Raw genomic sequence first — 22,501 nt, forward strand, 5'->3', positions numbered from 1 at the left:
TGTTCCTGTTTTAGTCAAACTCCAGTTCAACCTGCTCCGACCCTATCAACGAGCGCAACTCGTTGAGCAGGCGATCGCTGGGCGAAATACGCCACGCTGCACCAAAGCGTAGCTTCGCTCGCGCGTCGGCTCTCTGGTAGTAGAGATTCACCGGAATCGTCCCTGAGCGATGGGGCTCAAGGGACTGGCGGAGCCGGTTTAATAGCTGGTCATCAATTTGCCTGTCCGTCAGCGAGATAGCAAGTCCACGCGCGTATTTTTCGCGCGCTTCGTCAATGTCCATGACTTCTCGGGCGGTCATTTTAAGGCCGCCGCTAAAATCATCAAAGCTGACCTGTCCGCTGACGATCAGGATACGGTCTTTCTCCAGCAGCTGCTGGTATTTGTCTAACGCATCGGTAAATAACATCACCTCCAGACGGCCGGAACGGTCGTCCAGAGTACAGATACCAATTCGGTTGCCGCGCTTGGTCACCATCACGCGCGCCGCCACCACCAGACCGGCGGCGACGGTAATTTTACCACGCTCGGTAGGATGCATGTCCTTCAGGCGCATGCCGCCTACATAGCGTTCGATCTCTTTCAGATACTGATTGATCGGATGGCCGGTGAGATAGAGGCCGAGCGTTTCGCGCTCGCCGTCCAGCTGCACCTGCTCGGGCCACGGCGTGACGCTGGCGTAGGATTTCTCCACCTGCTCTGGCTCTTCCGCCAGCACGCCGAACATGTCGGCCTGGCCGATCGCCTCCGCTTTGGCGTGCTGATCCGCCGCTTTCAGCGCGTCGCCGAGCGAGCTCATCAGCGCCGCGCGATGCGGGCCGAGGCGGTCGAAGGCGCCCGACATGATCAGCTTCTCCATCACGCGGCGGTTGATCTTTTTGGTATCGGTACGCGCGCAGAGATCGAACAGCTCGCGGAAGTAGCCGTCCTGGTTGCGCGCCTCGAGGATCGCCTCGATCGGGCCTTCGCCGACGCCTTTAATGGCGCCGATGCCGTAGACGATCTCATTGTCGTCGTTGACGTGAAACTGGTAGAGGCCGGAGTTGATATCGGGCGGCAGCACCTTCAGGCCCATGCGCCAGCACTCATCCACCAGGCCGACCACCTTCTCGGTGTTGTCCATATCGGCGGTCATTACCGCCGCCATAAATTCGGCCGGATAGTGCGCCTTCAGCCACAGCGTCTGGTAGGAGACCAGCGCATAGGCGGCGGAGTGCGACTTGTTGAAGCCGTAGCCGGCGAACTTTTCCACCAGGTCGAAGATCTTCATCGACAGCTCGCCGTCGATGCCCATGCTCTCCGCGCCCTCTTTAAACACCGAGCGCTGCTTGGCCATCTCTTCCGGTTTCTTTTTACCCATGGCGCGACGCAGCATATCCGCGCCGCCCAGGGTGTAGCCGGAGAGCACCTGAGCGATCTGCATCACCTGCTCCTGATAGAGGATGATGCCGTAGGTGGGTTCAAGCACCGGCTTCAGGCTTTCATGCTGCCACTGAATATCGGGATAGGAGATCGCCTCGCGGCCGTGCTTACGGTCGATAAAGTTATCCACCATGCCCGACTGCAGCGGGCCGGGACGGAACAGCGCCACCAGCGCGATCATATCCTCGAAGCAGTCTGGCTTCAGGCGTTTGATCAGGTCTTTCATGCCGCGCGATTCAAGCTGGAACACCGCCGTGGTTTCCGCGCGCTGCAGCATGTCGAAGCTTTTTTTATCATCCAGCGGGATGGCGGCGATATCGATCGGCGGCAGGCCCTGCTTCTCCCGGCGCGGGTTGATCATCTTCAGCGCCCAGTCGATGATGGTCAGGGTGCGCAGCCCAAGGAAGTCGAACTTCACCAGACCGGCGTACTCAACGTCGTTCTTGTCGAACTGCGTCACCGGATGGTTGCCGTTTTCGTCACAGTAGAGCGGCGCGAAGTCGGTAATCTGCGTCGGGGCGATCACCACGCCACCGGCGTGCTTACCGGCGTTGCGCGTTACGCCTTCCAGCTTGCGCGCCATGTCGATCAGCGCCTTGACCTCTTCGTCCGCGTCGTACATCTCTGGCAGCTGCGGCTCGACGGCGAAGGCTTTCTCCAGCGTCATGCCGGGATCGGGCGGGATCAGCTTGGAGATGCGGTCGACAAAGCCGTAGGGATGACCCAGCACGCGGCCGACGTCGCGGATCACCGCTTTCGCCGCCATGGTGCCGAAGGTGATGATCTGCGACACCGCCTCGCGCCCGTACATCTCGGCGACGTGGTCGATCACCTGGTCGCGCTTCTCCATACAGAAGTCGACGTCGAAGTCAGGCATCGAGACACGTTCTGGATTAAGGAAGCGTTCGAACAGCAGGTCGAACTCCAGCGGATCGAGATCGGTGATCTTCAGCGCGTAGGCGACCAGCGAACCGGCGCCCGAGCCGCGTCCCGGCCCGACCGGAATGCCGTTATCTTTCGACCACTGGATAAACTCCATCACGATCAGGAAGTAGCCAGGGAAGCCCATCTGGTTGATTACGTTAAGCTCGATCTCCAGACGCTCGTCATATTCCGGCCGTTTCTGAGCGCGCTCTTCCGCATCAGGAAAGAGAAACTCAAGGCGCTCTTCCAGCCCTTCGCGCGACTTCATCACCAGAAAATCTTCGGTGCTCATGTCGCCGGTCGGGAACTGCGGCAGGAAATATTCGCCGAGGCGCACCGTCACGTTGCAGCGCTTAGCAATCTCTACGCTGTTTTCCAGCGCTTCCGGGATGTCCGAGAACAGCTCGCACATCTCCTCTTCGCTGCGCATATATTGCTGAGGGCTGTAGTTGCGCGGCCGTTTGGGATCGTCGAGCGTGTAGCCGTCATGGATCGCCACGCGGATTTCATGGGCGTCGAAATCCTCTTCATTGAGGAAGCAGACCTCGTTGGTGGCGACCACCGGCACGCCTTCGGCGATGGCGAGTTCGACCGCGGCATGCAGATAGCTCTCCTCGTCGGCGCGGCCGGTGCGGGTCAGCTCAAGGTAGTAGCGATCGGGGAAATGGGTCTGATAAAAGCTCAGGCACTGCGCCACCAGCGCGTTGTTGCCGCGCAGCAGGCTGCGGCCGACGTCGCCGCGACGGCCGCCGGAGAGCAGGATCAGGCCTTCGCCCAGCTCCAGCAGCCAGTCGCGGTCGATCACCGGGCCGGCAATGCCGTAGCCGCGCTGATAGGCGCGCGAGATCAGCAGCGTCAGGTTCTGATAGCCGGTATTGTTGGCGGCCAGCACGGTGAGCTGCGTCAGCTCATCGCCCATCAGCTCGCTGGCGACGTTAAAGTCCGCGCCGATAATCGGTTTGATCCCCGCGCCGTGCGCGCTGCCGTAGAAACGCACCAGCCCGCACAGGTTCATGAAATCCGTAATCGCGATGGCCGGCATGCCGAGCGCAGCCGCCTTTTTGACCAGCGGCCCGGTTTTCGCCAGACCATCGACCATGGAGTAGTCACTGTGGACACGCAGATGTATAAAACGGGGTTCAGCCATATCGGTTTCCGGTTAAAACAGCGTCAGGCGATTAAAGCGGTGCCGGCTGGCCAGCGGCCAGCACTTCAGCGTCGATCAGGGCGTTGCGCACCGGCGCAAAGCTGCGGCGATGATGCGGCGTGGCGCCGTGCTGCGTCAGCTTTTCCATATGCAGCGCAGTGGGGTAGCCTTTATGCTGGGCGAAGCCATATTGCGGGAACAGCCGATCCAGCGCCGCCATTTCGCGGTCGCGCGTCACCTTGGCGATAATCGACGCCGCGCTGATTTCAGCCACCAGGCTGTCGCCTTTCACCACCGCCTGCGACGGCATCGGCAGCGCCGGGCAGCGGTTGCCGTCCACCAGTACGAAATCGGGCGTCAGGGCCAGGCCCGCCACCGCGCGCTGCATCGCCAGCATGGTGGCGTGCAGAATATTGAGCTGATCAATTTCGTCCGGCTCGGCGCGGCCGAGGCTCCACGCCAGCGCGTTCTCCTTGATCTCGTCGAATAACGCCAGGCGGCGCTTTTCCGACAGCTTTTTCGAGTCCGCAAGGCCCTGAATCGGCCTGGCGGGATCGAGGATCACCGCTGCCGTTACCACTGCGCCAACCAGCGGGCCGCGGCCCACTTCGTCGACGCCTGCGATCAGGCGGGCAGCGGGATAGATAAACTCAGCCATGGGCGATCTCCAGTACGGCGTCCGCTGCCTGTTCATCTGCGTTCCAGCGGATCTGCTGATGCAGCTCGCTAAAGGTCGCGAGCAGCGCATCGCGCTCTGGGCCGGCGTGCAGCAGCGGATCGAGCGCCGCCGCCAGCGCGTGCGGTTCGCACTCGTCCTGCAGCAGCTCTTTCACCAGTTCGCGTCCCGCCAGCAGGTTCGGCAGCGAGACGTAAGGCGTTTTCACCAGCCGCTTCGCCAGCCAGAAGGTCGAGGGCTTCATGCGGTAGCCGACCACCATCGGACATTTTGCCAGCATACACTCCAGCGCGGCGGTGCCGGATGCCAGAATCGCGGCGTCGCTCGCAATCATCGCCTCGCGCCCTTTGCCATCCAGCAGATGCATCGGCAGCTCTGGGGCAACCTCGGCTTTGATCTGCTCGAACTGCACGCGACGTTTCGCATTGACCAGCGGCACCACAATCTCCAGCGTCGGATAGCGCACGCGCAGCAGCTGCGCCGCGCGTAAAAAGTCGGCGCTGAGCATCTCGACTTCCGCATGGCGGCTGCCGGGCAGCAGCGCAAGGCAGATCGCCTCGTCGGCAATGCCGAGTTCGCGCCGCGCGGCCGCTTTGTCCGGCTGCAGCGGCATCGCATCCGCCATGGTGTGGCCGATAAAGCGGCACGGCACGTTGAAGCGATCGTAAAAGGCTTTTTCAAACGGCAGAAAAGCGAGCACCAGATCGGTGTTGCGGCCGATTTTAAACACGCGCTTTTGTCGCCAGGCCCAGACCGAGGGGCTGACGTAGTGAATGGTGCGAATGTTGTTGCGCTTGAGCCGCCCTTCCAGTCGGATATTGAAATCGGGCGCGTCGATGCCGACGAAAACGTCGGGCTTGAGATCGGTAAAGCGCTGCGTCAGGTCGCGGCCGATTTTCATCAGGCGCGGCAGACGGCCCAGCACTTCGACAATGCCCATTACCGCCAGCTCTTCCATCTCATACCAGACTTCGCAGCCTTCGGCCTGCATGCGCGGGCCGGCCACGCCGACGAATCGGGCATCGGGATGACGCGCTTTGAGCGCGCGGATCAGGCCGGCGCCAAGAATATCGCCGGAGGTTTCTCCGGCGACCAGGGCTATCGTAAGGGGACGCACTGACATGAATTAACGAATCAACCCACGCGTTGAACGGGCGAAGAAGTCGTAGAACGGCTGCACTTCGCTGTGCTGCTTCGCCAGCGCTTCGATCTCCGGCTTCGCTTCGTCCAGCGTTTTATTGCTGCGGTAGAGCACTTTATAGGCGTTGCGAATGGCGTGCAGCGCCTCTTTGCTGAAGCCGCGGCGCTTCAGGCCTTCGATGTTGATGCCGAACGGCGTCGCGTGGTTGCCCTGCGCGATAACGTACGGCGGCACATCCTGCGCCACGCCTGAACAACCGCCCACCATCACGTGCGCGCCGATAGTGCACCACTGATGCACCGCCGTCATGCCGCCGATAATCGCAAAGTCGTCCACGGTGACGTGGCCGCCCAGCGTGGCGTTGTTGGCGAAAATGCAGCGGTTGCCGATCACGCAGTCATGGGCGATATGCGCATTCACCATCAGCAGGTTATCGCTGCCGATGGTGGTCACGCCGCCGCCCTGCACGGTGCCGCGATGAATGGTAACGCTCTCGCGGATGCGGTTGCGGTCGCCTACTTCAACGCGCGTCGGCTCGCCGGCGTATTTGAGATCCTGGTTCACTTCGCCGATAGAGGCGAACTGATAGATCTGGTTATCTTTCCCGATGCGCGTGTGGCCGTTGATAACCACATGCGACTTCAGGACCGTGCCTTCACCGATCTCTACATGGGCGCCGATAAAGCAGAACGGGCCGATATGCACGTTGGGGCCGATAACGGCGCCCTCTTCGATGACGGAACTGGCATGGATGGTGGCGGTTGGATCAATCACAGATTATGCCTCCCGGCTACGGGCACACATCATGGTCGCTTCACAGACAATCTTGCCGTCAACGGTAGCAACGCCTTTAAAGCGCGTCAAACCACGGCGGGTTTTCTCGAAAGTCACTTCCATGATCATTTGATCGCCCGGTACCACCGGACGCTTGAATCGGGCTTCGTCGATGCCGGCGAAATAGTAGAGTTCGCCCGGCTCCAGCTTGCCGACGCTTTTAAACGCCAGGATGCCGGTAGCCTGCGCCATCGCTTCGAGGATCAGAACGCCTGGGAAAATCGGTTTACCAGGGAAGTGCCCCTGGAAAAACGGTTCGTTTACGGAGACATTCTTCACCGCGCGCAGATACTTGTGCTCTTCAAACTCCAGCACGCGATCAACCAGCAGAAACGGGTAGCGGTGCGGCAGCAGCTCTAAAATTTCTTCAATTTTCAGAGTATGAGTTTCAGTAGTCAAAATACTCTTCCTGTCCTAAAAATCTGATGACATCAATAACACGGCCTGCACAGATCAAAACGATCCTCCGCAGGCCGAAATCGGTTCAATGGCGCCTGGCTTGCCTGCTTAGCAGTTTTTATTAGCAAGCCGGTCGCATGTGGGATGGCGTTTAGTCGTCTTTGCCGACCTTCCGCTCGATGGCTTTTAAGCGCTTGCTCATGTCATCGATGTTCATCACCAGCGCTGCAGTTTTGCGCCAGGTTTTGTTGGGTTGTAGCGGAATGCCCGAGGAGTATACCCCAGGCTCTGTGATAGGACGCATCACCATGCCCATTCCGGTCACGGTCACCTTGTCACAGATTTCCATATGGCCGTTAATGACGCTGGCACCGCCAATCATACAGTAACGTCCAATTTTCAAACTACCCGCCATGATCACACCACCCGCAACCGCGGTATTGTCGCCAATAACCACGTTGTGTGCGATCTGACACTGGTTGTCTATGATAACACCATTGCCGATCAGAGTGTTATCCAGCGCGCCACGATCGATGGTGGTACAGGCGCCGATTTCAACCCGATCGCCGATAATAACAGCGCCAAGCTGCGGGATTTTCACCCAATTGCCGCGATCGTTGGCGTAGCCAAAGCCGTCAGCGCCGATCACGGTGCCAGACTGAATCAGACAATCCTGACCGATTTCGATTTCGTGATAAATGGTCACGTTGGCCCACAGGCGGCTGTTGTTGCCGATGCGCGTCTTTTTACCGACGAAGCAACCCGCGCCGATCACCACGTTGTCGCCCAGCACCACGTCCGATTCAATCACCGCATTGGCGCCGACCGAAACGTTCTGCCCCAGCGTCGCGCGGGGATCGATCACCGCGCTGGGCGCGATATTCTGCGCCGGCTGCGGGGTAGTATCCAGCAGCTGAGCCATGCGCGCATAGGTCAGATAGGGATTCTTCACCACCAGCGCGGCCGTGTGACACCACTCCAGATCCGCTTCCGTCAGCACCACGGCCGATGCCTGACACTGGGCGAGCTGCTCGCGGTAGCGGCTGTTGCTAAGAAATGTGATTTGGCCGGTTTGGGCGGATTGCATAGAAGCAATGCCGGAGATGGCGAGGTCGCCATCTCCGTGCAATTCTGCATCCAACTGCTGGGCTAAATCAGCCAGTCGAATTGATGACATCGATTATTTAACCTGTTTCAGCACGTCAGCGGTAATGTCTTTCGCGTTAGCCGCGTAAGCCACGGCGTTGGCGTCGATCACCACGTCATAACCTTCATCGCTCGCCACTTTCTTCACGGCGTCCTGAATACGGCTCAGCAGCTTGTTGCGCTCTTCCATCTGACGACGACGGTTGTCCTGCTCAAACGCCTGCGCTTTAGAGGAGAAGGCTTCGCGCTGCGACATGACGTCTTTTTCCATGCGGCTGCGGTCGCTGGCCTTCATGGTTGAACCGTCACGCTGCAGGCGCTGCATTTTGGTCTGCAGGTCGCGCTCCTGGCTCTGCAGCTCGGTTGCACGGCCCTTGAACTCGTTTTCCAGCTGTTTAGCAACGGTCGCACGCTGCGGTAACTGTTGGAAAATGCTGGACACGTTTACCACTGCGATTTTGTCAGCAGCCTGAGCGCCTGCGGAAACAGCTAAAGCAAGACCCAGTCCTGCGGCACACAACAACTTTTTCACTATAAACTCCTTACCATCAACGTTTGTGTCAGCGACACAGTGTTTGCTCCGAACCGCTATCGAGACTGCGGTTCGGTAGCAAGACTTCAGCTTACGCTTCCTTGCTCAGAACCTTACCAGGTTTTACCAATGTTAAACTGGAACTGTTCTGATTTGTCCCCTTCCACTTTCTTGACCGGCTGCGCATAGGAGAAGACCAACGGTCCCAGCGGAGACATCCACTGCAGCGCGATACCGCTTGAAACGCGGATATTGTTCGGATCGCTGTAGTCCGGGATGCCGGCAGCGCGGGTTTCATCGGTGTTCTGCCACTTGGTGTCCCAGACGGTGCCCGCATCGACGAACAGCGAGGTGCGCACCGAGTTGGCATACTTCTCGCTCAGGAACGGCGTCGGCGTAATCAGCTCGAGGCTGGCCACCGCCATCGCGTTGCCGCCCACCGCGTCGCTCGACTTACAGATGCCGTTCGGATCGCTCAGCGTACAGGTTGAGGAGCCGTCGTTCAGGTAAGCCGCTTTCGGACCGATGGTGTTGGAGCGGAAACCGCGCACCGTGCTGGAGCCGCCCGCATAGAAGTTCTCATAGAACGGCATCTCTTTGCCGCCCAGACCGTCGCCGTAACCGACGCGGCCGCGGCCTAACAGCACCCAGGTGCGATCGCGGTTCAGCGGCACGAACTGCTGCGTGTCCAGCGTCGCTTTATAGAAGCTGTTGTCCGAGCCCGGAATGGTGACCTTGCCGTTCAGGTTGGTACGGTTACCCGCCGTCGGGAAGAAGCCGCGATCGAGGGTGTTATAGGTCCAGCCGTAGTTGAAGGTGAAGTCATCGGCGGAGAAGTCGCCTTTGTCGTTCAGCTCCTGCGGCTTGCCAACGGAGTCGAGATAACGCCACATCGCCACCTGCGGCTGCATGTTGGAGAGGTCGTTATGCACATAGCCCAGACCGACGCGCAGCGTGTTGTTCTCGTTGACCGGGAAGCCGAGCGTGCCGTCTACGCCATAACTCTTGTTGGTGTAGTCGGAGAGATCCGCGTCGTCCGCTTTAAAGTCGTTGTAGAACACGCGGCCGCCGAGGCTCACGCCATCCACCGTAAAGTACGGATCGGTCAGCGAGAATTCCGCATAGGTCTGGTAGTCGTTTTTGGTGCCGCTGATGCTCACCGTGTTGCCGGTGCCCAGCCAGTTATCCTGGGTGACGCCAACCTGGAAGCTGACGCCGCTTTCGGTGCCGTAGCCGACGCCGAAGTTAAAGGTGCCGGTGTTGCGCTCTTTCACCTTGTAGACCACGTCCACCTGATCCGGCGAACCCGATACGCGCTGGGTATCGACGTCCACGGTTTCAAAGTAGCCGGTACGGTTCAGGCGCTCTTTGCCCTGCTCGACCAGGTCGCTACCCAGCCATGCGCCTTCCATCTGGCGCATTTCGCGGCGCAGCACCGCGTCTTTCGAGGTGTCATTGCCCTCAAAGCGCACTTTACGCACGTAGTAACGGTTGCCGGCATCCACGCTGATATGCAGCTTCACCGTTTTATCGGCGTCGTTGATCTCCGGCTGCGTCATCACGCGCGGATAGGCGTAGCCGTAGCGGCCCAGCAGCTTCTTGATGTCATCTTCCATCTGGGTGACTTTGGTGCCGTTATACAGCTCGCCCGATGGGATTTGCGTCAGATGTTCGATCTCTGCCGAGTGGCCCGCCATGCTGCCGTTGACGATCACGCCGGCGATTTTGTACTGATCGCCCTCGGTGATATTAACGGTGATGTAGATGCCTTTTTTATCCGGCGTCAGGCTGACCTGCGTCGAATCGATATTGAAGCGCGCATAGCCGCGATCGAGGTAGAAGCTGCGCAGGGTTTCCAGGTCGCCCGCCAGTTTCTGCTTTTGGTATTTGCGATCGCCGACCACGTTCCACCACGGCACTTCGTCGCGCAGCTGGAAACGGGAGATCAGCTCATCGGAGCTGAAGGCTTTATTGCCGACGATGTTGATCTGCTGAATTTTGGCGGAGACGCCTTCAGTGAAGACCAGCTTCAGGTCCACGCGGTTACGCGGCAGCGGCGTGACCACCGCCTTCACGTTGGCGGTGTATTTGCCCACGCTGTAGTAGAAATCCTCCAGCCCTTTCTCGATCGACGAGAGGGTGGTGCGGTCCAGGGCTTCGCCTACGCGCACGCCAGAGGCCTCAAGGTTCTGCTTGAGCTGATCCTCTTTCACCGCTTTGTTGCCGGTAAAGGTAATGCTGGCAATGGTAGGACGTTCTTTAACCTGAACAATCAGCGTGGTTCCGTCGCGCAGGACCTGAACATCCTCAAAGTTGCCGGTCGCGAACAGGGAACGAATGGTGTTTTTGACATCTTCGTCATTCACCGTATCGCCAACTCGTACCGGCATGCTCAGCAGAGCCGCGCCGACGGCGACTCGCTGCAGCCCTTCGAAATGAATATCCTTCACCACGAAATCGTCTGCACCGTAAACGGTGGCGCTGCTAAACAGCAGCGACGCTATGAGCAACTTTTTCATCGCCATCGTTATTATGCGTTTTCCTAACACATCCCGCGTCTGTCTGCGTTCCAGCGATTACAGACGTGAGAAATCATTGAAAAGTGCAAGCCCCATTAACAACACCAGCAGGATTGAGCCAATGCGATAACTGAAGTCCTGAACTCGCTCGGACACCGGTCCACCTTTGATCTTTTCGATCGCCAGAAAGAGCAAATGCCCACCATCTAACACCGGCAGTGGGAAGAGATTGATGATTCCGAGATTGACGCTAATCAACGCCAGAAACATCAGGTAGTAAATCATCCCGTATTCCGCTGACAAACCTGCGCCCTGCGCGATCGAAATCGGCCCGCTCAGGTTGTTCAGCTTCACATCGCCGGTAATTAACTTGCCCAGCATGGAGACCGTCAGCTTCATCAGTTGCCAGGTCTTCGCGCTGGCCTCACCAATAGCGTCGAACGCGCCATACTGCCTTACCGTTTTATAGGCTTCCGGCAGCGGGATCACGCGCGGGATCACCCCGGCGAAACCTTCTGCTTTCGCGCCTGGTCTGGCTTCCGGCGTCAGGTGCAGCTGCACCGTTTCGCCGTTGCGATCCACGTCCAGAACCATCTCTGTGCCGGGATTATCCCGCACCTGCGTGACAAAAGCCTGCCATTGCGTCAACGGCTGACCATCGACTTTAACGATCCTGTCGCCCGCTTGCAAACCGGCAACGCTCGCGGGTGAGTTTGCCTGCACCTCCGCCAGCGTGGTTTCGATTTGCGGCCCGCGCGGACGAATGCCCAACGCGACAACCGGATCCTCTTTGTCTGGCTCGAACTGCCAGTTGCGCAGGTCGACCGCTTTCTGCTGCGTCGCCTCTTCGCCGAAGCGCGAGACGGTCAGCACCGTTTGCGCGTCACCGATTTTGCCGATCAGCGCCATACGCACGGCATCCCAGTCAGGCGTTTCGATACCGTCTACCGCTTTAAGTTCCATTCCGCTGGCAATTTGCGCTTCCGCCGCCACCGAACCGTTCACTATTTCGCCGACCACCGGGCGCACGCCAGGCACGCCGTGCATAAACACGACCCAGTAGGCGAACACGGCGAAGATGAAGTTGGCGACGGGACCGGCGGCGATAATCGCCGCGCGCTGCCAGATGGCTTTGTTGTTAAACGCCTGATGACGCAGTTCGGCGGGCACGCTTTCCACGCGCTCGTCGAGCATTTTGACATAGCCCCCGAGCGGGATCAGCGCGATGACATATTCGGTGCCCTGCTTATCGCGACGCTGCCAGAGCGCCTTGCCGAAGCCAATCGAGAAGCGCTCAACGCGCACGCCGCAGCGGCGCGCCACCCAGAAATGGCCAAACTCGTGAACGGTGATCAGCACGCCGAGGGCGATGATAAAGGCGACGAAACTCCACAATATACTCAACATCTACGCCTGTCCTCAGAGGGTGCGGAACACCAGCAATAGCAAGCAGGCGAAAACCGGCACCGCGGCGGTGAGGCTGTCGATGCGATCGAGAATGCCGCCGTGACCGGGGATCAGGTTGCCGCTGTCTTTGATGCCCGCTTCGCGTTTAAACATGCTTTCCGTTAAATCGCCCAGCACCGAAGCGAGCGTCGCCAGCACGGCGCAGATAACCAGCGTGCCGGCCGAGACGCTCAGCGGCGCGAGGCTGGCGAACAGCCAGGCGATCAGCGCGGAACAGACCAGCCCGCCAAAGAAGCCTTCCCAGGTTTTGCCGGGCGATACTTTCGGCGCCAGCTTATGCTTGCCGAACAGTCGGCCGAACATATAGGCGCCGGAATCCGCGCCCCACACCAGCAGCATCACAAACAGCAGCCACCAGGAACCGGCAAAGCGATCGCTGTCGTAGTGATACTGACGCAGCGCCACCATTCCCCAGAAAAAGGGAACCAGCGTGAGCAGGCCAAACAGCAGACGCAGCGGACGCGAATGACGCCACAGCGCGGCCGACGCGGGATAGGAGAGAACCAGCAGCAGCGCGGCAATCCACCACGCCAGCGACGCCCAGAGCGACGTGGCGACCTGCGGCAGATGCACGTCGCGCTGATAAGGAGGAAGGGTAAAAAGCATCGCTGACAGCAGCAGTCCGCAGAGAACCGAGAGCCAGATGCGCTGCTGACGCGACGCCATGCCCGCAAACTGACCCCATTCCCAGGCGGCCAGCATGCAGATGACGATCATCGTCATCGCAAAACCTACAGGCGGTAACCAGAAAAGCGCAGCAATCACCAGCGGAATAAGAATAAGCGCGGTAATCAGACGAGACTTCAGCAAAGGTTACCCCCTGTTTGCTCAGGCGCCGCCTGGTGCAGCGCCGCCAAAACGACGCTCCCGCAGAGAGAATGCATTCAGTGCACCTTCAAAAACGTGTTCATCAAAATCAGGCCAAAGAACATCGGTAAAATAAAACTCAGCATAGGCGATCTGCCACAGCAGGAAGTTGCTAATCCGATGCTCTCCCCCGGTCCTTATCACTAAATCCACTGGAGCCAGCCCCTGCATGCAGAGATGCGCAGACAGGTTCTCCTCGGTGATCTGGTCAGGACGCAGCAAACCTTCCTGAACCTGCTCAGCGAGTTTTTTTACTCCCTGGATAATATCCCAACGTCCGCCATAGTTCGCGGCAATATTGAGAGTCAGTCCACTATTTTGCTGAGTCAGTTCCTCGGCGCGACGAATACGCTCCTGAATACGGTTACTGAAACGGCTCACGTCGCCGATAATGCGCAGACGCACGTTGTGCTTGTGCAGGCTCTTCACTTCACTGTCGAGCGCCCAGACAAACAGCTCCATCAGCGCCGTCACTTCCTGAGGCGGACGGCTCCAGTTTTCACTGCTGAAGGCATAGAGCGTCAGCGCTTCAAGATTATTGCTGACGGCGAAGCTGACGGAGCGGCGCACCGCTTTTACGCCCGCCTTATGGCCGGAAATACGCAGTTTTCCCTGATTTTTAGCCCAGCGACCATTGCCATCCATGATGATAGCGACGTGACGCGGGCCTGTTCCCTGCTGGTCATCGGTTTTGTTGTGATTATTGGACGACATAACGCGTAATTAATTCCTGTTGTCAGAAATGCTGTGGTTTCTGAATACATTGCGCCCGGTACTCTCTCGCCCAAAAAGGGGCGAGGCGCATCTGATACGATGCTATACCCGGAAACGCGAGCGAGCGACTATACCATTTTCGCCACAGGCGAACAAATAGCGGCGCGCGTTAACGCGAGGAGGCGAAACGCGGCAGCATCGCTGTGGCTCGGGCGCGCGCGGCGCGGTCGATATCCAGCACGGCGTCCACGGACTCTGGCTCTGCGAACGTCTGCGCCGCCAGCACCTCGCTGTTGAGCGCCGCGATGTCGGTAAAGCGAATCTGGTTGTCCAGAAAGGCCGCCACCGCAACCTCGTTGGCCGCGTTCAGCGTGGTGGTCGCCGCCTGGCCCGCCTCGCAGGCTTCTATCGCCAGCTTCAGGCAAGGGTAGCGGGCAAAGTCGGGTTCGGCGAACGTCAGCGCGGACATGCGGGTGAAGTCCAGCGGCGTCACGCCTGCCGTAATACGCGCGGGCCACGCCATGCAGTGAGCAATGGGGGTGCGCATATCCGGTGAACCGAGCTGTGCCAGCACGCTGCCGTCGCAGTAGCGCACCATGGAGTGGATCATCGACTGCGGATGCAGGATCACCTCCATTTGCGCTGCGCTGGCGTTAAATAACCAGCGGGCTTCAATGTATTCGAGACCTTTATTCATCATGGTGGCCGAGTCGACGGAGATTTTACGCCCCATCGACCAGTTCGGATGCGCGCAGGCCTGATCCGGCGACATGGTCGCGAGGTCGGCCAGCGGCGTGTCACGAAAAGGACCACCCGATCCCGTAAGGATAATGGACTCAATGCCATTTTCTCGCAGGCCAGCGTATCCTAACTGATGCTGGATGGAAGCGGGCAAACTCTGAAAAATGGCGTTGTGCTCGCTGTCGACGGGCAGCAGCTGCGCCTGATGGTGACGCACCGCCTCCATAAACAAACGGCCGCAGGTGACAAGGGACTCTTTATTGGCGAGCAGCACGCTTTTGCCGGCGCGGATTGCCGCCAGCGTCGGCAGCAGCCCCGAGGCGCCGACGATCGCCGCCATCACCTGATCGACCTCGTCCAGCGCGGCCAGCTCGCAGGCAGCCTGAACGCCGGAGAGCACTTCGGTCGCCACGTTGAGTGCTTTCAGTCGTTCACGCAGCGCCTGCGCGGACGCCTCGTCCGCCATCGCGGCATAGCGCGGCTGGAAGGTCTGGCACTGCTCCGCCATCAGCGCGACGTTTTGTCCGGCCACTAGCGCGGTGATCTGGTAAAGCTCGGGATGGGCGCGCACCACCGCCAGCGTGCTGGCGCCAATCGATCCGGTGGAACCCAGCAAGGTTAATCGCTTCATTTCGCTCTCCCTGTGAAGGCGCTGAATCACTCCGCAAGCGCGGAAGGCATAATGTAAAACGCCGCCAGAGCGCATTCGCAATGAACGCAGCTCTGAACGGCGTTTGATACCCAACGAGGTTGAGTATAGAGCGCAGCTGACGGGATTAGAACTCCATCAGCTCCTTCTCTTTTTCGGCCAGCGCCGCATCGACGTTCTTGATGCGCGCATCGGTCATTTTCTGGATCTCGTCCTGAGTACGACGCTCGTCGTCTTCGCTGATCTCTTTGTCTTTCAGCAACGCTTTGATCTTGTCGTTGGCGTCGCGACGCACGTTGCGCACGGAAACGCGACCCTGCTCGGCTTCGCCGCGCACGATCTTGATCAGATCTTTACGACGCTCTTCGGTCAGCGCAGGCAGCGGAACGCGAATGTCGCTGCCGGCTGAGTTCGGGTTCAGGCCGAGGTCGGAAGCCATAATGGCTTTTTCCACTGCCGGGCCCATTGAGCGGTCGAACACGTTGATTTTCAGCGTGCGCGAGTCTTCTACCGTCACGGACGCGAGCTGACGCAGCGGCGTCGGCGTGCCGTAGTATTCGACCACGATACCGTCGAGCAGAGAAGGAGAAGCACGACCGGTGCGCACTTTGCTGATGGTGTTTTTAAACGCTTCGACGCATTTGTCCATGCGCGTTTCAGCATCTTTTTTGATGTCGTTAATCACGTTGAAACCCTTGGATTCGGTTTGACCTGGCCATTCCGGCGGCGCCGGAAGCGGTATCGCCGTTGAGCGATAATCCTGAATGGTGCGCGGTGGCGTTCACCGCGCCGACAGAATATACCTTATTTTATCTTGCGTCGGGTATTAATGCGTAATCAGGGTGCCTTCTTTTTCACCCATCACCACGCGACGCAGCGCGCCAGGTTTGTTCATATTAAATACGCGGATCGGCAGCTGGTGGTCACGCGCTAGCGTAAAGGCCGCCAGATCCATCACTTTCAGCTCTTTTTCCAGCACTTCGGCGTAGGAGAGCTGATCGTACAGCGTCGCATCCGGGTTTTTCACCGGGTCAGCTGAATAGACGCCATCGACTTTAGTGGCTTTCAGCACCACGTCGGCTTCGATTTCGATGCCGCGCAGGCAGGCCGCTGAGTCGGTGGTGAAGAACGGGTTGCCGGTGCCGGCAGAGAAAATCACCACGCGGTTGTTGCGCAGCAGGCTGATCGCTTCCGCCCAGCTGTAATTGTCGCACACGCCGTTCAGCGGGATAGCTGACATCAGGCGCGCGTTGACATAGGCGCGGTGCAGTGCGTCGCGCATCGCCAGGCCGTTCATGACGGTCGCCAGCATGCCCATGTGGTCGCCGACTACGCGGTTCATGCCCGCCTGCGCCAGGCCCGCGCCGCGGAACAGGTTGCCACCGCCGATCACCACGCCCACCTGAATGCCCAGCTCGACCAGTTCTTTCACCTCTTGCGCCATGCGGTCAAGCACGCTCGCGTCGATACCAAAACCTTCGGCACCTTGCAGTGCTTCGCCACTCAGTTTCAGCAGGATACGTTGATATACAGGTTTTGCGTTGGTCGCCATGGTCGGTTCTTCCTGGAAGAGTTGAAAAGGAGAAATTAAATCTGATCGATCATCCGCTTAGCCAGTGCAAATTACTATTGGGATGAGACTGAAAAGCGCCTGCTTTGCGCAGCAGACAAAAAAGAACCGCCTTCTGGCGGTTCCTTTGACAGCATTAAGACTGTTTGGACATTGCCGCTACTTCAGCAGCGAAGTCGCTTTCGACTTTCTCAATGCCTTCACCCACTTCGAAGCGGATGAAGTTGATGACGTCAGCGCCCTGCTCTTTCAGCGCCTGGCCAACGGTTTTGCTCGGATCGATAACGAAAGCCTGACCGGTCAGAGAGACTTCGCCGGTGAATTTCTTCATGCGGCCTTCAACCATCTTCTCTGCGATCTCTTTCGGCTTGCCAGACTGCATCGCGATGTCCAGCTGAACCTGGTACTCTTTCTCAACCACTTCAGCAGAGACGTCTTCCGGCTTAACGAATTCCGGCTTGCTGGCAGCAACGTGCATAGCGATCTGCTTGATCAGCTCTTCGTTAGCGCCTTTCGCAGAGATCAGCACGCCGATACGCGCGCCGTGCAGGTATGAACCCAGCTGCTCGCCTTCCAGCACCGCGATACGACGGATGTTGATGTTCTCGCCGATTTTCGCGACCAGCGCCACGCGCTCTTCTTCGAACTTGGCTTTCAGCGCTTCAACGTCGGTGATGCGCTCAGCGGTCGCCGCGTCCAGCACTTTGTCAGCAAACGCCTGGAAACCGGCATCTTTCGCAACGAAGTCGGTCTGGCAGTTAACTTCCAGGATCACGCCGTAGTTGCCGTCGATTTTGGTTTTGATCACGCCGTCAGCAGCCACGTTGCCTGCTTTTTTCGCCGCTTTGATCGCGCCGGACTTACGCATGTTCTCAATCGCCAGCTCGATGTCGCCGTTCGCTTCGGTCAGCGCTTTTTTGCAGTCCATCATGCCCGCGCCAGTACGCTCGCGCAGTTCTTTTACCAGTGCAGCGGTAATTTCAGCCATTCCAGAATCCTCGGTTCGTACCCCTGTGCTCGCGCACCAGGGCACCTGTTGCGGAAAATTACTCTGTCCCGCCCGCCAGATAAGGAGGCGTGACAGACGGAGATAAAATAAAGGGGCCAAGACTGGCCCCTTAACAGATTACATCTGATGTCTAAGGGCTCTTTGCCAGAGCGAACCTTATTAAGCGTTTTCTAAAGACGCTTCTTCAGCCTGCTCAGCCAGATCCTGTGAACGGCCTTCGCGCACGGTAGTGGCAACGGCAGTCAGGTACAGGCTTACAGCACGGATTGCATCGTCGTTACCCGGGATAACGAAGTCAACGCCGTCTGGATCAGAGTTGGTATCAACGATAGCAAATACCGGGATACCCAGGTTGTTTGCTTCTTTGATCGCAATGTGCTCGTGATCGGCATCGATAACGAACAGCGCGTCCGGCAGACCGCCCATGTCTTTGATACCGCCCAGGCTGTTTTCCAGCTTGGCCAGTTCGCGACCGCGCATCAGCGCTTCTTTCTTGGTCAGTTTGTCGAAGGTGCCGTCCTGAGACTGAGTCTCGAGATCTTTCAGACGTTTGATAGACTGACGAACGGTTTTCCAGTTAGTCAGCATACCACCCAGCCAGCGGTGGTTAACGAAGAACTGGTCGCAGCTCAGTGCAGACTCTTTTACCGCTTCGCTGGCAGCGCGCTTGGTACCGACGAACAGGATCTTGCCTTTACGGGCAGAGATTTTGTTCAGCTCAGCCAGAGCGTTGTTGAACATCGGTACAGTCTGCTCAAGGTTGATGATGTGAACTTTGTTACGCGCACCGAAGATGAACGGCTTCATTTTCGGGTTCCAGTAACGGGTCTGGTGACCGAAGTGAACACCAGCCTTGAGCATGTCGCGCATGGAAACAGTTGCCATGATTACCTCTAGATTAAGTTTGGGGTTGGGCCTCCATGTATCCCATACGACCGACCTCTTGCGAAGCACCCCGGCGTATGTGTCGATACATGTGTGTTTTAGTACACAAAGTGAGTTTTTCGCGTTTCTCGCCGACCTTTAACGGCCTGACAGAGAATCGTCGGCGCGCTTTATACCACAACCCCGCTGCTGAAGCCAGAATTTGTTCAGCGCAGGGCCGCGCGACGCGAACTGTTTGGCTGCCTGGTTTTCGGCTGCTAACATGACAGCACATCGTTCATTATTGCTGAAATTTTCGGCAACTGCGGATTAATTTAATGGCAATTTCAATTAAAACCCCTGAAGAAATCGAAAAAATGCGCGTCGCCGGCCGCCTGGCCGCCGAGGTGCTGGAGATGATCGCCCCGCACGTCAAACCCGGCGTGTCAACCGGCGAACTGGACCGCATCTGCCACGATTACATCACCAACGAGCAGCACGCCATCTCCGCCTGCCTTGGCTATCACGGCTTCCCGAAATCGGTCTGCATCTCGGTCAACGAGGTGGTGTGTCACGGCATTCCCAGCGACGATCGCCTGCTGAAGGATGGCGACATCATCAACATCGACGTCACCGTGATCAAAGATGAGTACCACGGCGACACCTCGAAGATGTTTATCGTCGGCAAGCCGACCATCCAGGGCGAGCGCCTGTGCCAGATCACCCAGCAGAGCCTCTATCTGGCGCTGCGTCTGGTGAAGCCGGGCATCCGCCTGCGCGAGCTGGGCCGCGCTATCCAGAAGTATGTGGAATCTCACGACTTCTCCGTGGTGCGCGAGTACTGCGGCCACGGCATCGGCAAAGGCTTCCACGAAGAGCCGCAGGTGCTGCACTATGACGCGGATGACGGCGGCGTGGTGCTGCAGGCGGGCATGACCTTTACCGTCGAGCCGATGGTCAACGCCGGCGACTACCGCATCCGCACCATGAAAGATGGCTGGACGGTAAAAACCAAAGATCGCAGCTTGTCCGCGCAGTACGAGCATACTATTGTGGTGACCGATAACGGCTGCGAAATCCTGACCCTGCGTAGCGATGACACCATCGACGCGGTGCTGGTCAACGAAGGGTAATCCTCCCCCACTGATAAAAAGCCGGCCCTGCGCCGGTTTTTTTATGGCTCAAGAAGAGAGAAGCGGTATGAGCGCGATCCTGACGGATGAGGTCATTGACGGCCTGAAAGACTCCCCGGCGCACTGGGATGACGCGGCGCTAACCCGCGACAGCCTGAAGCAGAGGCTGGAAACCTTTAACGCCTTTCTCTCCACGGCGTTCGACGCTGGCGAATCGGCAGAAACGCTGATTGACGCGCGCACCCTGTTTATCGATCGGCTGCTGCGCCGGCTGTGGCGCTTTTACGGCTTCGACGCGCAGCCCGCTATCGCGCTGGTGGCGGTCGGCGGCTATGGCCGCGGCGAACTGCATCCGCTCTCTGACGTCGACATCTTGATCCTGAGCCGCGATGCGCTCGACGAGGCCAACGCGCAGCAAACCAGCGAGCTGCTGACGCTGCTGTGGGATCTCAAGCTGGAAGTGGGCCACAGCGTGCGCACGCTGGAAGAGTGCTTGCTGGAGGGGCTCGCCGATCTGACCGTCGCCACCAACCTGATCGAGTCGCGCATGCTGACCGGCGACGTCGCGCTGTTTCTTGAGATGCAGAAGAACATCTTCAGCGAGGGCTTCTGGCCGTCGGCGACCTTCTACGCCGCCAAGATCGAGGAGCAGCAGGCGCGCCATCAGCGCTATCACGGCACCAGCTACAACCTGGAGCCCGATATCAAAAGCAGCCCAGGCGGCCTGCGCGATATCCATACGCTGCAGTGGGTGGCGCGCCGCCACTTCGGCGCCACCACGCTGGATGAGATGGTCGGGTTCGGCTTTCTCACCGAGGCGGAGCGCAACGAGCTTAACGAGTGCCAGGCGTTTCTCTGGCGCATCCGCTTCGCCCTGCACCTGACGCTGACGCGCTATGACAACCGCCTGCTGTTCGATCGCCAGCTTAACGTCGCGCAGCGCCTCAACTATCAGGGTGAAGGCAACGAGCCGGTCGAGCGCATGATGAAGGATTTCTTCCGCGTCACGCGCCGCATCGGCGAGCTTAACCAGATGCTGCTGCAGCTGTTCGACGAAGCGATTCTGGCGCTCTCCACCACTGAAAAGCCGCGTCCGCTGGACGACACCTTTCAGCTGCGCGGCAACCTGATCGACCTGCGCGACGAAACGCTGTTCGAGCGCGAGCCGCAGGCGATCCTGCGCATGTTCTACGTGATGGTGCGCAACGAAAATATTCGCGGCATCTACTCCACCACGCTGCGCCAGCTGCGCTACGCCCGCCGTCATCTCAAACAGCCGCTGTGTCAGATCCCGGAAGCACGCCAGCTGTTTATGGCGATTCTGCGCCATCCCGGCGCGGTGAAGCGCGCGCTGCTGCCGATGCACCGCCACAGCGTGCTCTGGGCCTATACGCCGCTGTGGGGGCATATCGTCGGCCAGATGCAGTTCGACCTGTTTCACGCCTATACCGTCGACGAGCACACCATTCGCGTGCTGCAAAAGCTGGAGAGCTTCGCCAGCGAGGCGACGCGCCCGATGCATCCGCTCTGCGTCGAACTCTGGCCGCGCCTGCCGCAGCAGGAGCTGCTGCTGATGGCGGCGCTGCTGCACGACATCGCCAAAGGGCGCAACGGCGATCACTCGATTCTCGGCGCGCAGGACGCGCTGGAGTTCGCCGAGCTGCACGGCCTTAACTCGCGCGAGACGCAGCTGGTCGCCTGGCTGGTGCGCCATCATCTGCTGATGTCGGTGACCGCGCAGCGCCGCGATATTCAGGATCCCACCGTGATCCAGCAGTTCGCCGAGGTAATGCAGAACGAGAACCGGCTGCGCTACCTGGTCTGCCTGACGGTGGCCGATATCTGCGCCACCAACGAAACCCTGTGGAACAGCTGGAAGCAGAGCCTGCTGCGCGAACTCTTTTTCGCCACCGAGAAGCAGCTGCGGCGCGGCATGGAGAACAGCCCGGATCTGCGCGAGCGCGTGCGGCATCACCGCCTGCAGGCGCTGGCGCTGCTGCGCATGGACAATATCGACGAAGAGCGACTGCACCATATCTGGAACCGCTGCCGCGCCGACTATTTTCTGCGCCACACGCCCAACCAGCTCGCGTGGCACGCGCGCCATCTGATGGAGCACGATCTGCGCCAGCCGCTGGTGCTGGTCAGCCCGCAGGCGACGCGCGGCGGCACCGAGATTTTTATCTGGAGCCCGGATCGCCCCTATCTCTTCGCCACCGTGGCGGGCGAGCTGGATCGCCGCAATCTCAGCGTGCACGACGCGCAGATCTTCACCAGCCGCGACGGCATGGCGATGGACACCTTTATCGTGCTGGAGCCGGACGGCAGCCCGCTGGCGCCGGATCGTCACGCCATGATCCGCCAGGCGCTGGAGCAGGCGATCGCCCAGACCAGCTGGAATCCGCCGCGCACCCGCCGCGCCTCGGCGAAGCTGCGCCACTTCAGCGTCGACACCGAGGTCAACTTTTTGCCGACCCATACCGATCGCCGCAGCTATCTGGAGCTGGTGGCGCTCGATCAGCCCGGCCTGCTGGCGCGCGTCGGCGAAGTCTTCGCCGATATGGGCGTGTCGCTGCACGGCGCGCGCATCAGCACCATTGGCGAACGCGTCGAGGATTTATTTATTCTTGCTAACAGCGAACGGCGCGCCCTTGATGCGGAAATGCGCAAAGCGTTGCGACAACGGTTGACAGAAGCCCTTAATCCAAACGATAAAGTGTGACCGCAATCGATTTACATACTTTTGC

Annotated in this window: 18 protein-coding genes; 2 read left to right on the forward strand and 16 right to left on the reverse strand. The window is 59.2% G+C overall.

Annotation, left to right across the window (positions count from 1 at the left end):
- Positions 1-10: 10 nt before the first annotated feature.
- The 16 genes from dnaE to rpsB all read right to left on the reverse strand — a co-directional run bounded on the left by dnaE (position 11) and on the right by rpsB (position 18,642).
- A complete protein-coding gene (gene dnaE / locus B2J69_RS08895; RefSeq protein ID WP_081138407.1) occupies positions 11-3,493 on the reverse strand; it encodes a DNA polymerase III subunit alpha in 3,483 nt (1,160 codons plus the stop codon).
- A gap of 31 nt (positions 3,494-3,524) precedes the next feature.
- The gene (rnhB, locus tag B2J69_RS08900) at positions 3,525-4,151 is read right to left on the reverse strand and encodes a ribonuclease HII (protein ID WP_081138409.1); all 627 of its coding nucleotides are present in this window, start codon (positions 4,149-4,151) and stop codon (positions 3,525-3,527) included.
- Complete coding sequence (gene lpxB, locus B2J69_RS08905) at positions 4,144-5,292, reverse strand: lipid-A-disaccharide synthase (RefSeq protein ID WP_081138411.1); 1,149 nt, start codon at positions 5,290-5,292, stop codon at positions 4,144-4,146. The genes rnhB and lpxB overlap by 8 nt, the downstream gene beginning before the upstream one ends.
- 3 nt (positions 5,293-5,295) lie before the next feature.
- The gene (lpxA, locus tag B2J69_RS08910; protein ID WP_081138413.1) at positions 5,296-6,084 is read right to left on the reverse strand and encodes an acyl-ACP--UDP-N-acetylglucosamine O-acyltransferase; all 789 of its coding nucleotides are present in this window, start codon (positions 6,082-6,084) and stop codon (positions 5,296-5,298) included.
- 3 nt (positions 6,085-6,087) lie between these two features.
- Entirely contained in the window at positions 6,088-6,543 is a 456-nt protein-coding gene (gene fabZ / locus B2J69_RS08915; RefSeq protein ID WP_013507953.1) for a 3-hydroxyacyl-ACP dehydratase FabZ, read from the reverse strand.
- A gap of 151 nt (positions 6,544-6,694) precedes the next feature.
- Positions 6,695-7,720, reverse strand: coding sequence for a UDP-3-O-(3-hydroxymyristoyl)glucosamine N-acyltransferase (gene lpxD / locus B2J69_RS08920; RefSeq protein ID WP_081138415.1), 1,026 nt, complete (start codon positions 7,718-7,720; stop codon positions 6,695-6,697).
- 3 nt (positions 7,721-7,723) lie between these two features.
- On the reverse strand, positions 7,724-8,221 hold the full coding sequence (gene skp / locus B2J69_RS08925) for a molecular chaperone Skp (RefSeq protein WP_033749591.1): 498 nt from the start codon (positions 8,219-8,221) through the stop codon (positions 7,724-7,726).
- A gap of 113 nt (positions 8,222-8,334) precedes the next feature.
- Positions 8,335-10,746 (reverse strand): outer membrane protein assembly factor BamA, encoded by a 2,412-nt coding sequence (gene bamA, locus B2J69_RS08930; protein WP_081138417.1) that lies wholly within the window; start codon positions 10,744-10,746, stop codon positions 8,335-8,337.
- 51 nt (positions 10,747-10,797) lie between these two features.
- Positions 10,798-12,147, reverse strand: a complete 1,350-nt coding sequence (gene rseP / locus B2J69_RS08935; RefSeq protein ID WP_081138419.1) for a sigma E protease regulator RseP — start codon at positions 12,145-12,147, stop codon at positions 10,798-10,800.
- 12 nt (positions 12,148-12,159) lie between these two features.
- Positions 12,160-13,017 carry a phosphatidate cytidylyltransferase gene (cdsA, locus tag B2J69_RS08940; RefSeq protein ID WP_081138421.1) on the reverse strand — a complete coding sequence of 286 codons (858 nt, stop codon included), beginning with the start codon at positions 13,015-13,017 and terminating at the stop codon, positions 12,160-12,162.
- An 18-nt stretch (positions 13,018-13,035) separates the two neighbouring features.
- Positions 13,036-13,788 carry a (2E,6E)-farnesyl-diphosphate-specific ditrans,polycis-undecaprenyl-diphosphate synthase gene (gene ispU / locus B2J69_RS08945; RefSeq protein WP_033793566.1) on the reverse strand — a complete coding sequence of 251 codons (753 nt, stop codon included), beginning with the start codon at positions 13,786-13,788 and terminating at the stop codon, positions 13,036-13,038.
- A 169-nt stretch (positions 13,789-13,957) separates the two neighbouring features.
- A complete protein-coding gene (gene ispC, locus B2J69_RS08950; protein WP_081138423.1) occupies positions 13,958-15,160 on the reverse strand; it encodes a 1-deoxy-D-xylulose-5-phosphate reductoisomerase in 1,203 nt (400 codons plus the stop codon).
- 145 nt (positions 15,161-15,305) lie between these two features.
- Positions 15,306-15,863, reverse strand: coding sequence for a ribosome recycling factor (frr, locus tag B2J69_RS08955; RefSeq protein WP_081138425.1), 558 nt, complete (start codon positions 15,861-15,863; stop codon positions 15,306-15,308).
- 141 nt (positions 15,864-16,004) lie between these two features.
- Positions 16,005-16,730 carry a UMP kinase gene (pyrH, locus tag B2J69_RS08960; protein WP_033793563.1) on the reverse strand — a complete coding sequence of 242 codons (726 nt, stop codon included), beginning with the start codon at positions 16,728-16,730 and terminating at the stop codon, positions 16,005-16,007.
- 154 nt (positions 16,731-16,884) lie between these two features.
- Positions 16,885-17,736: a translation elongation factor Ts gene (tsf, locus tag B2J69_RS08965; protein WP_081138428.1), complete on the reverse strand. Its 852-nt coding sequence runs from the start codon at positions 17,734-17,736 to the stop codon at positions 16,885-16,887.
- 180 nt (positions 17,737-17,916) lie between these two features.
- Positions 17,917-18,642, reverse strand: a complete 726-nt coding sequence (gene rpsB, locus B2J69_RS08970) for a 30S ribosomal protein S2 (RefSeq protein WP_143806260.1) — start codon at positions 18,640-18,642, stop codon at positions 17,917-17,919.
- 317 nt (positions 18,643-18,959) lie between these two features.
- On the opposite strand from rpsB, the gene map reads away from it, so the two are divergent.
- Together map and glnD are read left to right on the forward strand one after the other, a co-directional pair.
- Positions 18,960-19,754, forward strand: a complete 795-nt coding sequence (gene map, locus B2J69_RS08975; RefSeq protein WP_081138430.1) for a type I methionyl aminopeptidase — start codon at positions 18,960-18,962, stop codon at positions 19,752-19,754.
- Positions 19,755-19,821: 67 nt separating this feature from the next.
- A complete protein-coding gene (gene glnD, locus B2J69_RS08980) occupies positions 19,822-22,476 on the forward strand; it encodes a bifunctional uridylyltransferase/uridylyl-removing protein GlnD (protein WP_081138432.1) in 2,655 nt (884 codons plus the stop codon).
- Positions 22,477-22,501 lie beyond the last annotated feature (25 nt).

This window comes from Pantoea latae (genome assembly GCF_002077695.1).
In the GTDB taxonomy this organism is placed as follows: Bacteria; Pseudomonadota; Gammaproteobacteria; order Enterobacterales; family Enterobacteriaceae; genus Pantoea; species Pantoea latae.

What these genes read in the sequence shown, in the direction of transcription:
- map (WP_081138430.1), top strand. Translation starts at nt 18,960, where the DNA reads ATGGCAATTTCAATTAAAACCCCTGAAGAAATCGAAAAAATGCGCGTC.
- bamA (WP_081138417.1), bottom strand. Translation starts at nt 10,746, where the DNA reads ATGGCGATGAAAAAGTTGCTCATAGCGTCGCTGCTGTTTAGCAGCGCC.
- ispU (WP_033793566.1), bottom strand. Translation starts at nt 13,788, where the DNA reads ATGTCGTCCAATAATCACAACAAAACCGATGACCAGCAGGGAACAGGC.
- lpxD (WP_081138415.1), bottom strand. Translation starts at nt 7,720, where the DNA reads ATGTCATCAATTCGACTGGCTGATTTAGCCCAGCAGTTGGATGCAGAA.
- dnaE (WP_081138407.1), bottom strand. Translation starts at nt 3,493, where the DNA reads ATGGCTGAACCCCGTTTTATACATCTGCGTGTCCACAGTGACTACTCC.
- lpxB (WP_081138411.1), bottom strand. Translation starts at nt 5,292, where the DNA reads ATGTCAGTGCGTCCCCTTACGATAGCCCTGGTCGCCGGAGAAACCTCC.
- rseP (WP_081138419.1), bottom strand. Translation starts at nt 12,147, where the DNA reads ATGTTGAGTATATTGTGGAGTTTCGTCGCCTTTATCATCGCCCTCGGC.
- rnhB (WP_081138409.1), bottom strand. Translation starts at nt 4,151, where the DNA reads ATGGCTGAGTTTATCTATCCCGCTGCCCGCCTGATCGCAGGCGTCGAC.
- ispC (WP_081138423.1), bottom strand. Translation starts at nt 15,160, where the DNA reads ATGAAGCGATTAACCTTGCTGGGTTCCACCGGATCGATTGGCGCCAGC.
- tsf (WP_081138428.1), bottom strand. Translation starts at nt 17,736, where the DNA reads ATGGCTGAAATTACCGCTGCACTGGTAAAAGAACTGCGCGAGCGTACT.
- rpsB (WP_143806260.1), bottom strand. Translation starts at nt 18,642, where the DNA reads ATGGCAACTGTTTCCATGCGCGACATGCTCAAGGCTGGTGTTCACTTC.
- pyrH (WP_033793563.1), bottom strand. Translation starts at nt 16,730, where the DNA reads ATGGCGACCAACGCAAAACCTGTATATCAACGTATCCTGCTGAAACTG.
- glnD (WP_081138432.1), top strand. Translation starts at nt 19,822, where the DNA reads ATGAGCGCGATCCTGACGGATGAGGTCATTGACGGCCTGAAAGACTCC.